Annotated in this window: 14 protein-coding genes and 5 tRNA genes; 15 read left to right on the top strand and 4 right to left on the bottom strand. The window is 62.9% G+C overall.

Going from position 1 to position 12,796, the window contains the following annotated elements; genetic code table 11:
* Nucleotides 1-35: 35 nt before the first annotated feature.
* Entirely contained in the window at nucleotides 36-779 is a 744-nt protein-coding gene (gene hutC / locus V8U06_RS04980; RefSeq protein ID WP_427139979.1) for a histidine utilization repressor, read from the top strand.
* Between the two features lie 224 nt (nucleotides 780-1,003).
* Complete coding sequence (locus V8U06_RS04975; RefSeq protein WP_226919564.1) at nucleotides 1,004-1,267, top strand: hypothetical protein; 264 nt, start codon at nucleotides 1,004-1,006, stop codon at nucleotides 1,265-1,267.
* Between the two features lie 174 nt (nucleotides 1,268-1,441).
* Here V8U06_RS04975 and V8U06_RS04970 read toward each other — a convergent pair.
* Nucleotides 1,442-1,516, bottom strand: a tRNA-Gly gene (locus tag V8U06_RS04970).
* 322 nt (nucleotides 1,517-1,838) lie between these two features.
* Here V8U06_RS04970 and V8U06_RS04965 point away from each other — a divergent pair.
* A complete protein-coding gene (locus V8U06_RS04965) occupies nucleotides 1,839-2,081 on the top strand; it encodes a hypothetical protein (RefSeq protein WP_427139730.1) in 243 nt (80 codons plus the stop codon).
* Nucleotides 2,082-2,990: 909 nt separating this feature from the next.
* Here V8U06_RS04965 and V8U06_RS04960 read toward each other — a convergent pair.
* The 3 genes from V8U06_RS04960 to V8U06_RS04950 all read right to left on the bottom strand — a co-directional run bounded on the left by V8U06_RS04960 (nucleotide 2,991) and on the right by V8U06_RS04950 (nucleotide 4,621).
* Entirely contained in the window at nucleotides 2,991-3,191 is a 201-nt protein-coding gene (locus tag V8U06_RS04960; RefSeq protein WP_226919557.1) for a hypothetical protein, read from the bottom strand.
* Nucleotides 3,192-3,704: 513 nt separating this feature from the next.
* Entirely contained in the window at nucleotides 3,705-4,073 is a 369-nt protein-coding gene (locus tag V8U06_RS04955; RefSeq protein ID WP_427139729.1) for a hypothetical protein, read from the bottom strand.
* A 472-nt stretch (nucleotides 4,074-4,545) separates the two neighbouring features.
* A tRNA-Val gene (locus V8U06_RS04950) sits at nucleotides 4,546-4,621 on the bottom strand.
* Between the two features lie 245 nt (nucleotides 4,622-4,866).
* Between V8U06_RS04950 and V8U06_RS04945 the strand changes: the two genes are divergently transcribed.
* The 12 genes from V8U06_RS04945 to V8U06_RS04890 all read left to right on the top strand — a co-directional run bounded on the left by V8U06_RS04945 (nucleotide 4,867) and on the right by V8U06_RS04890 (nucleotide 12,697).
* Nucleotides 4,867-4,943, top strand: a tRNA-Asp gene (locus V8U06_RS04945).
* 48 nt (nucleotides 4,944-4,991) lie between these two features.
* A tRNA-Asp gene (locus tag V8U06_RS04940) sits at nucleotides 4,992-5,068 on the top strand.
* Nucleotides 5,069-5,116: 48 nt separating this feature from the next.
* A tRNA-Asp gene (locus V8U06_RS04935) sits at nucleotides 5,117-5,193 on the top strand.
* A gap of 144 nt (nucleotides 5,194-5,337) precedes the next feature.
* Nucleotides 5,338-6,225, top strand: a complete 888-nt coding sequence (locus V8U06_RS04930) for a prohibitin family protein (RefSeq protein ID WP_427139728.1) — start codon at nucleotides 5,338-5,340, stop codon at nucleotides 6,223-6,225.
* A gap of 277 nt (nucleotides 6,226-6,502) precedes the next feature.
* Complete coding sequence (locus V8U06_RS04925) at nucleotides 6,503-6,868, top strand: NADH-quinone oxidoreductase subunit A (RefSeq protein ID WP_427139727.1); 366 nt, start codon at nucleotides 6,503-6,505, stop codon at nucleotides 6,866-6,868.
* Nucleotides 6,859-7,440, top strand: coding sequence for a NuoB/complex I 20 kDa subunit family protein (locus V8U06_RS04920; protein ID WP_133033330.1), 582 nt, complete (start codon nucleotides 6,859-6,861; stop codon nucleotides 7,438-7,440). Before V8U06_RS04925 ends, V8U06_RS04920 begins: the two co-directional genes overlap by 10 nt.
* A gap of 18 nt (nucleotides 7,441-7,458) precedes the next feature.
* A complete protein-coding gene (locus V8U06_RS04915) occupies nucleotides 7,459-8,064 on the top strand; it encodes an NADH-quinone oxidoreductase subunit C (RefSeq protein ID WP_427139726.1) in 606 nt (201 codons plus the stop codon).
* A 73-nt stretch (nucleotides 8,065-8,137) separates the two neighbouring features.
* Nucleotides 8,138-9,328, top strand: coding sequence for an NADH-quinone oxidoreductase subunit D (locus V8U06_RS04910; RefSeq protein WP_427139725.1), 1,191 nt, complete (start codon nucleotides 8,138-8,140; stop codon nucleotides 9,326-9,328).
* The gene (locus V8U06_RS04905; RefSeq protein WP_427139724.1) at nucleotides 9,328-9,498 is read left to right on the top strand and encodes a hypothetical protein; all 171 of its coding nucleotides are present in this window, start codon (nucleotides 9,328-9,330) and stop codon (nucleotides 9,496-9,498) included. The genes V8U06_RS04910 and V8U06_RS04905 overlap by 1 nt, the downstream gene beginning before the upstream one ends.
* A 16-nt stretch (nucleotides 9,499-9,514) precedes the next feature.
* Nucleotides 9,515-10,648, top strand: coding sequence for an NADH-quinone oxidoreductase subunit E (locus V8U06_RS04900; protein ID WP_427139723.1), 1,134 nt, complete (start codon nucleotides 9,515-9,517; stop codon nucleotides 10,646-10,648).
* Between the two features lie 11 nt (nucleotides 10,649-10,659).
* The gene (gene nuoF, locus V8U06_RS04895) at nucleotides 10,660-11,964 is read left to right on the top strand and encodes an NADH-quinone oxidoreductase subunit NuoF (protein ID WP_427139722.1); all 1,305 of its coding nucleotides are present in this window, start codon (nucleotides 10,660-10,662) and stop codon (nucleotides 11,962-11,964) included.
* 4 nt (nucleotides 11,965-11,968) lie between these two features.
* Complete coding sequence (locus V8U06_RS04890; protein WP_427139721.1) at nucleotides 11,969-12,697, top strand: hypothetical protein; 729 nt, start codon at nucleotides 11,969-11,971, stop codon at nucleotides 12,695-12,697.
* The last annotated feature ends 99 nt before the right edge of the window (nucleotides 12,698-12,796 follow it).

Genomic DNA, 12,796 nt, shown 5'->3' with positions numbered 1-12,796 from the left:
AATCTGCGCCCGGCAGATCGGAGGCGACCATTTCCATCGACGCGCACACGACGCCGGTCGAAGCCAAGGAGCCGTCGCTGCACCGCCGCATCCTGGAGGATGTGGAGGGCAAGATCCTGTCTGGCGAATGGCCGCCCGGTCACCGCATTCCCTTCGAGCACGAACTGACCGAGCAATACCAGTGCTCGCGCATGACGGTGAACAAGGCGATCACCGATCTCGTCAAGCGCGGTCTCATCGAGCGCCGCCGCAAATCCGGCAGCTACGTCACCCATCCGCATGCCCAATCGGCCGTGCTGGAAATCCATGACATCCGCCTGGAAGTCGAATCGCTCGGGCTGCCCTATCGCTACCAGCGCCGCACGCGCCTCGACCGCGCCGCCAAGGCGGCAGACCGCCGCCTGCTGGAGCTCAACGAAGCGGTGCGCCTGACGGAAATCTCGGCGCTGCATTTTGCCGGAAAACATCCCTTCTGCCTGGAAGACCGCCTGATCAACCTCGAGGCGGTGCCGGAAGCGGCGGAGGAGAGCTTCACCGACGTCGCGCCCAGCCCCTGGCTGATCAGCCGCGTGCCGTGGAGCGCCGCCGAACACCGCATCCGCGCCGTCGGCGCCGACGCCCGCGCCGCCGAACTCCTGGCGATCGCCCCCGGCACGCCCTGCCTCGTCGTCGAGCGCCGCACCTGGAGCGGCGGCGTCTACATCACCCATGTGCGCCTGACCTATCCCGGCGAGATGCATGAACTCGTCGCCGAATTCGCCCCGACGCATCCGAAATAGGCGGCGGGCGCGGGCAGGCGGGTTCTGGATGCAGGAAGGGGTGGACGAAGCCGCTCGGCTCTGTCACAAGGCCTTGAGAACGCGACTGCCGATAGTTTTAGATCGGGGTCGGGCGACCGATTGACGTCACGTCGCTGCCGCGAGATCACACTGGCCGTTCTCATTCCCTTCGATCCATGATCCTGCCGGATCGTTCATCCGGCGCTGCCCCGAGGATGCCCCGCATGGCCAAGAAGCCGAAACTGGAACATTCCGAGCTTTCCGGGGAATACACGGAAGACGACATCACCGTCCTCGTCGATATCTACCGCCCCGCCGGCACCCAGAACGACTGGAAGCTGGAAGTCGTCACCCAGAACGAAGACCTCTTCGAATGGGAAGAACCCTTCGCCACCGACCGCGAAGCCTTCGACGAATTCCTCGCCACCGTCGCCCGCGATGGCATCCAGTCCTTCCTGGAAGAAGACGACGCGCCGACGACGCATTGAGGCGACGGGTCGCGCCACTGCCGCACCACCCTTGTCGACAGCCTCACATTGCCGGATGGATCGCGTCCAAATTGGCAGAGTTTTTGCTCGCCTCTGCCACGTTCATGGAAGTTGGCGGAGGAACGTAAGCGAAGACTCCGGAAAAGGCGAAGGGCGCCACAAGGGCGCCCTTCCAATCTTGCGGTGAGACTCGAACTCACAACCTCCGGCTTGGCATGCCAGTGCTCTGTCCAGTTGAGCTACGTAAGCGAACGGATTCTATGTAGGGTTGCTGCGACGGTATTTCAAGGCCGAGGTGAGTTTCGCTTTTTTTCCCTCCTGAGGGGCATGGGAAGGGCGCACATGAGATTGTGCATTGGCAGCCTCGGCAATGCGATGGATGAACTGCGGACTGCACGATCTCCGCGGCAACTTCTCCTCTCTTTATGACTGCGCCATAGAACGGAGCTTGGGAGCCCGCCAAAGCTCAACGGCGGCTCCCCTTAAATCTTATTGGTTTCTTTCGCGCACATCCGGAACTTCGCGCCGACATTCCTGTTTTCAAGAATATTCGAAAACATGGGAGGATGAGATGTTTCAGGCATCTCTCGGCGGCGGCTTCGGCGCGCAGGAATATGGGCTGCGCGCTTCTATCAAGTCGGCCGTGGCGTATGACGAAATCTGCTGCCGTTTCCGGCTGGAGATATCGTTCCAGCCTCAGGCTATCGTGCTCGAAGGCCGGGTGCCGCCTCATGTCGCGCGCCGTGCGCGAGACATTATTATCGACGTGGCTGGGGCCGTCGCGATTTGGGACCGCACCTTTTGGCTGGATTGACCACGCTGGCCGTTCTCACGCCCTTCGATCCATGATTCTGCCGGACCGTTCATCCGCCCCGAGGATGCCCCGCATGTCCAGGAAGCCGACCGGGCTTCCGAGCTTCTCGGGGATATACTGAAGACGATATCACGGTCCTCATCGACATCTGCCGCCGCGCCGGCACCAACCGCCGAAAGCAGAAACCGCTTTTTGTCTCGGAATGCTCGTTCGTACACGTCCTGTTCCCGGGGCGTTCAGGCGAGGATTAGAGGTTATACCTTCGTCTAAGTCTCATGCATTGGCGATCCAGGCCGAGCCATGGAGTGGCAGAGGCGGGGTGCGCGCCACCTCAGACCGCCTTGGGCCGTATGCTGGCGAGGCGAAGCTGGTGTTGAGGAACGGCGCCACCGCAATTGCGGTGGACGTTTCGGGCCGCGTAACCTCATCGGGAGGTTTCCAGGGAACGATCAGCAATTTGAGCGCCGAGGATCTCTCCAGAATCCAGGACGCCATTCCGAATGTTCGATTGGTGATCGGGAAGAGAACGCTCTGGCTGGTAAAGGCTACCCGTTAGCCGCTTCGTCCGAGACGACAGGAGGCGTAACGGCGCGGCCTAATTCGCGTTCGCAGACAAGACAGAGCGGGGAATTGAGGTTGGCGCCTGCCGCATCGACGGGATTGCCACAGTGCACACACTCTACATTTTGTGGCAACTCCATCCAGGCGCGCCGCCGCTTGTCCTGGCGCTTTCGCTTCGGCGCCTTGATCTCGCTTTGGTTCGAACCGCTCATACGCAACTCCGAGATTGTGCCGAAGAGGATGATTGCAATTTATGGAGGTGGTTATCGACAAGGTGCGACCGCACGTTTCCTCCGTTCGTGAACTAGGGGGCCGTAGGGCAGGAACACGCCACGGCCGACAGACCCGCTATGATGTCGCCGGAGCGAGTGAGAGGTGAACGCGGACGTCGTAGCATTGAAAACTCGAGAGAAGCTCGTCGCAGTGGGCGCAGAGTGCTTCCAGCTTGTCGCGGTCCGTCATGCCAAAGCCGTAAAGCTCGACCTCGACTTCGTTGACGGCTCCGCATTTGCACGTGAACGTGCTGGTCTGCGTTGTTTTCTTCGCCATACCACCACCTCAGCCGACCACTCGGGCCATCCGGTTCGCCATCCGACAGTGCCCTCCTTGGCGCATGCTGATGGAATCGTACAGCAAACACGCGCAGATAGAATCGGCCTTTAGTCCGACCCGCCCTGCCATTGGTCCGACCCACCCTTCTTTCTTGGCGATTGATCGGGCAACTCGCTCGTATCTCGGCTGCAAGACCTTGCGGCCCGACCTTTCAGCCGCCGGCCCGCTCTCGTTCGTCCGCTTCTTGGATCAGCAGAGCGATCTGGACTGGAAGATCGAAAAGGTCTGTCGACTCGTCTGGGGGTATCCGCCTTGATCAGATCGCGGCCTGATTCTTCGTCTGCGACGTCGACCGAAGCCGAGGAACAGGCTTGATCCGTTCCGGATGAACCGGGCGGCCGAGGCGCAGAAACGCCTCAAGCGACGGGCCTAAGTTTGGCGACCTGACCCGTCCGACAGCGCAAAAGCACAACCGTCGCACCCATGCCCTGCAGGGCAGTGATGCATGTATCACTGCGCTTTAGGCTTACATTCCATCTGCCCCATTAGGCAGGCATTGCCTATGGCAAACGCCGTATGTTTCACCAGTACATGGTACGTCTGGTTCTGCGGTGACTTGAGGTCACCCTTGACAATCATTCTCTTGACCCTTGGGTCCAAGAACGGCCACCAAGGCTCTAGCCGCGCTTTCCAAAGGGTTTCTTGCATGAAGCACTTTGCGCGCTCAGCCGTCTGTTCGTTTTTGTCGAGCATCTTGGCGACCAGAGCGTCGCAATAGATTTCGATCTGAAGCTGAGGGAATGGATAGTCTTCTTCACTCATTGCGGGCGAAGCTGTACAGGCGAGTGCCATGCTGAGTGCCATAACGCCACTGCGCATCAATTTCCTCCAAAATCTCTGGTTGAAGTCCGAAGGTAAATTGGCGACGGAGTTACCGCAAGGCGCAACCAATCGCTTCTGCCTGGATCGCTCGCGTCAGTGGCCTGACGCCTGGAATTCCACCAACAGGAATACCCATCGTCGGGACGATCGATCCGACAGACCTCTTCGTCGACCCGGCGTACCAGCGTTCCATTGGCAAGCGCGGGCTGATGCAAGTTCGGAGAATCATCGAGGACTTTGACCGGGCGAAGTTCAAGCCGTCTCTTTGCGCGTACTCGGAACATGAGGGTGTAAGGTCCTTGATGGACAGCAGACGGTATGCGTTTCAGGCAGACAAATTAGCCCCGAAAAGGCGAGGGAACCGCGCCGGGTTTCGCAATGAAATCAACGCGGGCAAAAGAGGGCGGGTAAGGACTTTCAAAGGTCTGAAAAGCAAAAAGCCCTGCGAAAACAGGGCTTTTGAAAAGAATGGTGGGCGATGAGAGACTCGAACTCCCGACATCCTCGGTGTAAACGAGGCGCTCTACCAACTGAGCTAATCGCCCGCCGCGTTGGTGGCTGTGATCTATGCGGAACCGGATCGAACCGCAAGAGGCAATCGCAAAGTTTTTTGCATTTTTTTGAATGGCGCCATGAAGATGCGCAAGGGTGTGGAAACATTTCGCGGCGCGTCATTCTTTTGTCTTGAAACCTGCTTGACACCCAAACACGAACCCCGTAGTTAGCCGCTCATCGAACGGCTGAGGCCGCTCGGGACGGATGCTTCGTCATCCGGACGCTTTCGAGGAATGCGGGTGTAGCTCAGTCGGTTAGAGTGCCGGCCTGTCACGCCGGAGGTCGCGGGTTCGAGCCCCGTCACTCGCGCCACTCGAAAGGCCGGACGAACATTCGGGGACCGCAAGGTCAAGAAGATGCGCGGGTGTAGCTCAGTCGGTTAGAGTGCCGGCCTGTCACGCCGGAGGTCGCGGGTTCGAGCCCCGTCACTCGCGCCACTCGAAAGGCCGGACGAACATTCGGGGACCGCAAGGTCAAGAAGATGCGCGGGTGTAGCTCAGTCGGTTAGAGTGCCGGCCTGTCACGCCGGAGGTCGCGGGTTCGAGCCCCGTCACTCGCGCCATTTCTTTTCTTCCAAGACTTTACAAGCATTTCCTCATTTGACGCGCAAAGCGCGTTCCGGTGGAAATTCTTTGTGTTCGCGCCGAATGTTTCTGGCCGCCTCTCCGTCTTCGTATAGCTTGCCGGCTGGAAGAGGGGGATTCGCATGCGTTACGTCACCATGGCTGTCAGCGGCTTTGCCGCGCTCATCGCGCTCAGCATCCTGTTCGGCTCGTGGTTCACCATCGACCAGGGCGAGCGCGGAGTGATTCTGCGTTACGGCGCCGTTTCGGGCACGGCCGAGCCCGGCCTCGGCTTCAAGCTGCCGCTGATCGATTCGGTCGTGCGCATCTCCGTGCAGTCCAAGGCCATCGTCTATGAGAAGATGGAGGCCTATAGCCGCGACCAGCAGCCGGCCGATATCCGCCTTTCCGTGAACTACCGCATTCCGGCCGACCGCGTGCAGGATGTCTACGGCACCTATGGCGGGGAGGACGGGCTGCTGTCGCGCCTCATCGAGCGCAAGGTCTTCGAGGAAACCAAGACGGTGTTCGGCCGCTTCAACGCGGTGACGGCCATCCAGGAGCGCGGCCGCCTCAATGCCGAGGTCGCGGCGGCCATCCAGGAAGGCGTGTCCGGCCCCGTCATCATCGACAGCGTGCAGATCGAGAACATCGACTTCTCCGAGGCCTACGAGGCGAGCATCGAGCAGCGCATGCTGGCCGAGGTCGAGGTGCAGCGTCTGCGGCAGAATGCCGAGCGCGAAAAGGTGCAGGCGGAAATCACGGTGACGCAGGCGCGCGCCCAGGCCGATGCCCGCCGCGCCGAGGCGCAGGCCCAGGCCGATGCGGTGCGTCTTGCCGCCCAGGCCGAGTCGGAGGCGATCAAGCTGCGCGGCGAGGCCGAAGCCGAGGCGATCAAGGCGCGCGGCGACGCGCTGAAGGACAATCCCGGCCTCGTTTCGCTGACGCAGGCGGAAAAATGGGACGGCCAGCTGCCGCGCACCATGCTGCCGGGCGGCGTCGTGCCGATGCTCAATTTGAATCCGAACTAGCGGGCGGGGCGGTGCTGGCGGGGCTTTTTCTTCGCAGTCGCGGGGAAACGCCCCGCGTGCCGGCCTTCATGATTTCGTAACGATTTAAATGGGCCTGCCGCCAGCCTTTCGAGGCAGCCGGGAAAAGAACACAATGATTGCGGCGAAAGCCGGACAAAGCCTTGCGCGGGGGCGCGCACTGCGCTAACGACGTGGCGTTGCAACATACTTTCTCGGCTTGCAGGTCTTTGACCAACAGGCGTCTCTCCGGCGCCACGAGCAGGCAGGATGGACGCCAATGACTGAACTTCTCGGTTCCTATATCCCGATCGCCATCTTCATCGGTATCGCGCTCGTGATCGGCCTTGCGCTGCTGGTCGCGCCCTTTGCCGTGGCATACAAGGCCCCCGATTCGGAAAAGCTTTCCGCTTACGAGTGCGGCTTCAACGCCTTCGACGACGCGCGCATGAAATTCGACATCCGCTTCTATCTGGTGTCGATCCTCTTCATCATCTTCGACCTGGAAGTCGCCTTCCTGTTCCCGTGGGCCGTGTCCTTCGGTGAGCTCGGCTGGTTCGGCTTCTGGTCCATGATGGTCTTCCTCGGCGTCCTGACCATCGGCTTTATCTACGAATGGAAGAAGGGAGCGCTCGAATGGGAGTAGCTCATACCAACACGACGCTCGTCGCGCCGCAGGCCAAGGGGATCATCGATCCCAACACGGGCAAGCCGGTCGGCAGCAACGATGCCTTCTTCGGCGAGATCAACAACGAGCTCGCCGACAAGGGCTTTCTGGTCACCTCCACGGACGAACTCATCACCTGGGCCCGTACCGGCTCGCTGATGTGGATGACCTTCGGTCTTGCCTGCTGCGCCGTCGAGATGATGCAGCTTTCCATGCCGCGTTACGACGTCGAGCGCTTCGGCTTTGCGCCGCGCGCCTCGCCGCGCCAGTCCGACGTCATGATCGTCGCCGGCACGCTGACCAACAAGATGGCGCCCGCGCTCCGCAAGGTCTACGACCAGATGCCGGAACCGCGTTACGTCATCTCGATGGGCTCCTGCGCCAATGGCGGCGGCTACTATCACTATTCCTATTCGGTGGTGCGCGGCTGTGACCGCGTGGTGCCGGTCGACATCTATGTACCCGGCTGTCCTCCCACGGCAGAAGCGCTCCTCTACGGCGTGCTGCTGCTGCAGAAGAAGATCCGCCGGACCGGTACGATCGAGCGTTAAGGGCAGGGGACTGAAACGATGAGCGAAGCCCTCCAGGAGCTTTCCTCCTATATCGGCGAAGCGGCCGGCGGTCTCGTCGCCTCCGCCGATATCGCCTTTGGCGAACTCACCCTGAAGACGGACGGCGCGCGCGTCGTCGAGCTTCTGACGTTCCTGCGCGACGACGTGCAGTGCGGCTTCGTCAACCTCGTCGACATCTGCGGCGTGGACTGGCCGGCCCGCGCCGAGCGCTTCGACGTGGTCTACCACCTGCTGTCGCCGCGCCAGAACCTGCGCATCCGCGTCAAGGTGGCGACCGGCGAGGACATTCCGGTGCCGTCGGCCTGCGCCGTCTATCCGGGCGCCGACTGGTTCGAGCGTGAAGCCTACGACATGTACGGCATCCTCTTCACCGGTCACCCGGACCTGCGCCGCATCCTCACCGACTACGGTTTCGAGGGTCATCCGCTGCGCAAGGACTTCCCGACGACCGGCTTCGTGGAAGTGCGTTATGACGACGAGGTCAAGCGCGTCGTATACGAGCCTGTCGAACTGAAGCAGGAATTCCGCAACTTCGACTTCCTGTCTCCCTGGGAAGGCACCGACTACGTGCTGCCGGGCGACGAGAAGGCGAAGACGAACTGATTAATGTAACTGCGAATAGCCGGTAGCGAGTAGGTTCGCTATTGACTACTCTCTTCCAGCGCGGAGCGCGCCCATGAACGAGCACAACGTTCGCAACTTCAACATCAACTTCGGCCCGCAGCACCCGGCGGCGCACGGGGTTCTGCGTCTCGTTCTCGAACTCGACGGTGAAATCGTCGAGCGCGTCGATCCGCATATCGGCCTGCTGCATCGCGGCACCGAGAAGCTGATCGAGACGAAGACCTATCTTCAGGCCGTTCCCTATTTCGACCGCCTCGACTACGTGGCGCCGATGAACCAGGAACATGCCTTCGCGCTCGCCGTCGAGAAGCTGACGGGCACGGAAGTTCCGATCCGCGGCCAGCTGATCCGCGTGCTCTATTCCGAAATCGGCCGCATCCTCTCGCACCTCCTCAACGTGACGACCCAGGCCATGGACGTTGGCGCGCTGACGCCGCCGCTCTGGGGCTTCGAGGAACGCGAGAAGCTGATGGTGTTCTACGAGCGCGCCTGCGGCGCGCGCATGCACTCGGCCTATATCCGTCCGGGCGGCGTGCACCAGGACCTGCCGCACGAGCTGGTCGAAGACATCGGCAAGTGGATCGATCCGTTCCTGAAGACCGTCGACGACATCGACGAGCTGCTGACCGGCAACCGCATCTTCAAGCAGCGCAACGTCGATATCGGCGTCGTCAAGCTGGAAGACTGCTGGGCCTGGGGCTTCTCGGGCGTCATGGTGCGCGGTTCGGGTGCGGCCTGGGACCTGCGTCGCTCGCAGCCCTACGAGTGCTATTCCGACCTCGAATTCGACATTCCGATCGGCAAGAACGGCGACTGCTACGACCGTTACCTCATCCGCATGATCGAAATGCGCGAGGCGGCCAAGATCATGCGCCAGTGCGTCAACCGCCTGCTCGGCGACGCCAAGGTCGGTCCGGTCTCCTCGATCGACGGCAAGATGGTTCCGCCCAAGCGCGGCCAGATGAAGCGGTCGATGGAAGCGCTCATCCACCACTTCAAGCTCTACACGGAAGGCTATCACGTGCCGGCCGGCGAAGTGTATGCGGCCGTCGAGGCGCCGAAGGGCGAGTTCGGCGTCTATGTCGTCGCCGACGGCACCAACAAGCCCTACCGCTGCAAGATCCGCGCCCCGGGCTATGCCCACCTCCAGGCCATGGACTTCCTCTGTCGCGGACACCAGCTCGCCGACGTCTCGGCGATCCTGGGCTCCCTCGATATCGTGTTCGGCGAGGTTGACCGGTGATGCCGACCGCAGCCCCCGTTTCGACCGCCGCCCGTGCGACCGCCGCCTTGAAAGCCGGCGTCCGCGGCGGCGCCTCCGTGGGCTGCGCCATCGTATTCATGCAGAATGACACGTCGGCGCATGCCTGCGGGTTCGTCTCCGCGACGACGCAGTGCCGGCAGATTAACTGAGACAAGGCGTTACAGAATGTCCGTTCGTCGACTAGCCGATGACAATGTCCAGCCCGCCAGCTTCGCCTTCTCCAAGGAGAACGCGACCTGGGCCAAGGCCACGATCAACAAGTATCCGAAGGGCCGCCAGCAATCGGCGGTCATTCCGCTGCTGATGCGCGCGCAGGAGCAGGACGGCTGGGTCACCAAGGCGGCGATCGAATATGTCGCCGACATGCTCGACATGGCCTATATCCGCGTGCTCGAGGTCGCGACCTTCTACACCCAGTTCCAGCTGCTGCCGGTCGGCACGCGCGCCCATGTCCAGGTCTGCGGCACCACGCCCTGCATGCTGCGCGGCGCGGAAGACCTGATCAACGTCTGCAAGAAGCGCATCCATCCCGAGCCCTTCCATCTCAACGAGAGCGGCACGCTGTCGTGGGAAGAGGTCGAGTGTCAGGGCGCCTGCGTCAACGCGCCGATGATCATGATCTTCAAGGACAGCTTCGAGGACCTGACGCCGACGCAGCTTGAGCACATCATCGACCGCTTCGACGCCGGCAAGGGCGCGGACGTCACGCCGGGCACGCAGATCGATCGCATCTATTCGGCCCCGGCCGGTGGCCTCACCAGCCTCAACGAGCCGGAACCGGCGGCGAAGAAGACCACGACGCGCGCCAAGAAGAGCGAAGAGGACAGCGTCAGCGTTCCCCCGTCGAACGCCGCCCGCGCCAGGACGGACGCCGAGGAGACCAATCCGAAGCTGAAGACGCCCGCCACCGCCAAGGCGGACGCGGCCGCCAATGCCAAGGCCAAGGGCGACACGCGCGCTGAAGGTGGCGACGCCGCCGTCAAGCAGCCGCTGGCTTCCGCCGGCAAGCCGTCGCTCGAGGACAAGAACCGCCCGGCCGGCATCGCCCGCCCGGCGAGCGTCGACGACCTCAAGCTGATCTCTGGCGTCGGTCCGAAGATCGAGGGCACGCTCCACGAACTCGGCATCTTCACCTTCGCGCAGGTCGCTGCCTGGAAGAAGGCGGAGCGCGAATGGGTCGACGGATATCTGAATTTCAAGGGCCGCATCGAGCGCGACGACTGGGTCAAGCAGGCCAAGGCGCTCGCCAAGGGCGGCGAAGCGGAATACATCCGCGTCTTCGGCAAGAAGCCGCGGTAAAGAGGTGAATCATGCTTAAAGACCAGGATCGCATCTTCACCAATATCTACGGCACCAAGGACCGGTCGCTGAAGGGCGCCATGGCCCGCGGCCATTGGGACGGCACCAAGCAGCTTCTGGAAAAGGGCCGCGACTGGATCATCAACGAGGTCAAGGCCTCGGGCCTGCGCGGCCGCGGCGGCGCCGGCTTCCCGACCGGCCTCAAGTGGTCCTTCATGCCGAAGGAATCCGACGGCCGTCCGCATTACCTCGTCGTCAATGCCGACGAATCCGAGCCCGGCACCTGCAAGGACCGCGATATCCTGCGCCACGATCCGCACACGCTGATCGAGGGCTGCGTCGTCGCCTCCTTCGCCATGGGCGCCCATGCGGCCTATATCTACGTGCGCGGCGAGTTCATCCGCGAGCGTGAGGCCCTGCAGGCCGCCATCGACGAGTGCTACGAGGCCGGCCTTCTCGGCAAGAACAACAAGCTCGGCTACGACATCGACGTCTATGTCCACCACGGCGCCGGCGCCTATATCTGCGGCGAGGAAACCGCGCTGCTCGAAAGCCTGGAAGGCAAGAAGGGCCAGCCGCGCCTGAAGCCGCCGTTCCCGGCCAATATGGGTCTCTACGGCTGCCCGACGACCGTCAACAACGTCGAGTCCATCGCCGTCACGCCGACGATCCTGCGTCGTGGCGCGGCCTGGTTCTCCAGCTTTGGCCGTCCGAACAACGTCGGCACCAAGCTGTTCATGATGTCGGGCCACGTCAACAAGCCCTGCACGGTCGAGGAAGCCATGGGCATCTCCTTCCGTGAAATGGTGGAAAAGCACGGCGGCGGCATTCGCGGCGGCTGGGACAACCTGCTCGCCGTCATTCCCGGCGGTGCGTCGTGCCCGGTGGTCAAGGGCGAGGACATGATGAATGTCACGCTCGACTTCGACGGCCTGCGCGACGTGAAGTCCTCCTTCGGCACCGGCGGCATGATCATCATGGATCGCTCGACCGACATCATCAAGGCGATCTGGCGCATCTCGGCCTTCTTCAAGCACGAGAGCTGCGGCCAGTGCACGCCGTGCCGCGAAGGCACCGGCTGGATGATGCGCGTCATGGAGCGCATGGTGCGCGGCAACGCGCAGAAGCGCGAGATCGACATGCTGTTCGACGTCACCAAGCAGATCGAAGGTCACACGATCTGCGCGCTGGGCGACGCGGCGGCCTGGCCGATCCAGGGCCTCATCCGCAACTTCCGCCCCGAGATCGAGGCGCGCATCGACCAGTACACCGCCAATGCCATGGCGCATGGCGCGGTGCTGGAAGCGGCGGAGTAAGACGATGACGAAGCCGGCAGGACAGGATGCGAATGCGACCAACGTCCCGCCGGCTGAAGCCGCCGGCGACGACCCCTTCGGTCTCGCCCCGTGGCTGAAGGACATGCCCGATGTGCCGCTGCATCCGCTGATGGCCCATCCGGTCGCTGCGATGGCCGCGACGACGGCGATCGGTTTCGGTATTGCGGGCCAGATGGCCGGGGCGATGCTGGGCCTGATGCAGACGGCGGCCGAGCGGGCGAAGGTGGCGATGGACGAGGCGGCCGAACGCGCCCGGGCCGAGATGGCACGGGACAAGGCTGTGCAGGACAGGGCCGGGCAGGACAGGGCCGGGCAGGAGAGGGCGGCGCCGGTACGGGCGAAGCCGGACCTGCGGGTGGTGCCGAACGCGGCGCCGGCCGAGACGCCGAAGGCGAAGGTGGTGCGCGAAACGAACGCGACGCCGGTGGCAGAGGTGAAGCCGGCGCAAGAGACGCCGGCGACCGGGAAGAAGCCGGCGCGCAAGGCGCCGGCGGCAAGGGCCGCGAAGGCCGATGACCTGAAGAGGATTTCAGGCATCGGGCCGAAGCTGGAGCAGGTGCTGAACGGCATGGGGCTCAGGCGGTACGCCGACATCGCGTCCCTGACGGACGCCGATGCGGCACGGATCGAAGCCGAACTCGGGTTCAGCGGGCGCATCGCCCGCGACGGCTGGGTGGAGCAGGCAAGGGCGCTGGCGAAGGGCAGGGGATAACCCCGCCGGACCCGGCAGAGAAACAAAGGCCGACGGAAAGGGCAGGGCCCGGACCGGACGCCGGAGAGAATGGCGCTGGCAGGACGCGGGACTTTCCCG

The organism is Shinella sp. G-2, assembly GCF_050172695.1.
GTDB lineage: Bacteria > Pseudomonadota > Alphaproteobacteria > Rhizobiales > Rhizobiaceae > Shinella.
Note: the sequence above shows the minus strand (reverse complement) of the source record. Positions and strands in the feature narration are given on the sequence as shown.

Coding starts and splice junctions, on each gene's coding strand:
- nuoF (WP_427139722.1), top strand. CDS start 10,660: ATGCTTAAAGACCAGGATCGCATCTTCACCAATATCTACGGCACCAAG.
- V8U06_RS04905 (WP_427139724.1), top strand. CDS start 9,328: ATGCCGACCGCAGCCCCCGTTTCGACCGCCGCCCGTGCGACCGCCGCC.
- V8U06_RS04930 (WP_427139728.1), top strand. CDS start 5,338: ATGCGTTACGTCACCATGGCTGTCAGCGGCTTTGCCGCGCTCATCGCG.
- V8U06_RS04900 (WP_427139723.1), top strand. CDS start 9,515: ATGTCCGTTCGTCGACTAGCCGATGACAATGTCCAGCCCGCCAGCTTC.
- V8U06_RS04975 (WP_226919564.1), top strand. CDS start 1,004: ATGGCCAAGAAGCCGAAACTGGAACATTCCGAGCTTTCCGGGGAATAC.
- V8U06_RS04960 (WP_226919557.1), bottom strand. CDS start 3,191: ATGGCGAAGAAAACAACGCAGACCAGCACGTTCACGTGCAAATGCGGA.
- V8U06_RS04910 (WP_427139725.1), top strand. CDS start 8,138: ATGAACGAGCACAACGTTCGCAACTTCAACATCAACTTCGGCCCGCAG.
- V8U06_RS04920 (WP_133033330.1), top strand. CDS start 6,859: ATGGGAGTAGCTCATACCAACACGACGCTCGTCGCGCCGCAGGCCAAG.
- V8U06_RS04965 (WP_427139730.1), top strand. CDS start 1,839: ATGTTTCAGGCATCTCTCGGCGGCGGCTTCGGCGCGCAGGAATATGGG.
- V8U06_RS04955 (WP_427139729.1), bottom strand. CDS start 4,073: ATGCGCAGTGGCGTTATGGCACTCAGCATGGCACTCGCCTGTACAGCT.
- V8U06_RS04890 (WP_427139721.1), top strand. CDS start 11,969: ATGACGAAGCCGGCAGGACAGGATGCGAATGCGACCAACGTCCCGCCG.
- V8U06_RS04915 (WP_427139726.1), top strand. CDS start 7,459: ATGAGCGAAGCCCTCCAGGAGCTTTCCTCCTATATCGGCGAAGCGGCC.
- V8U06_RS04925 (WP_427139727.1), top strand. CDS start 6,503: ATGACTGAACTTCTCGGTTCCTATATCCCGATCGCCATCTTCATCGGT.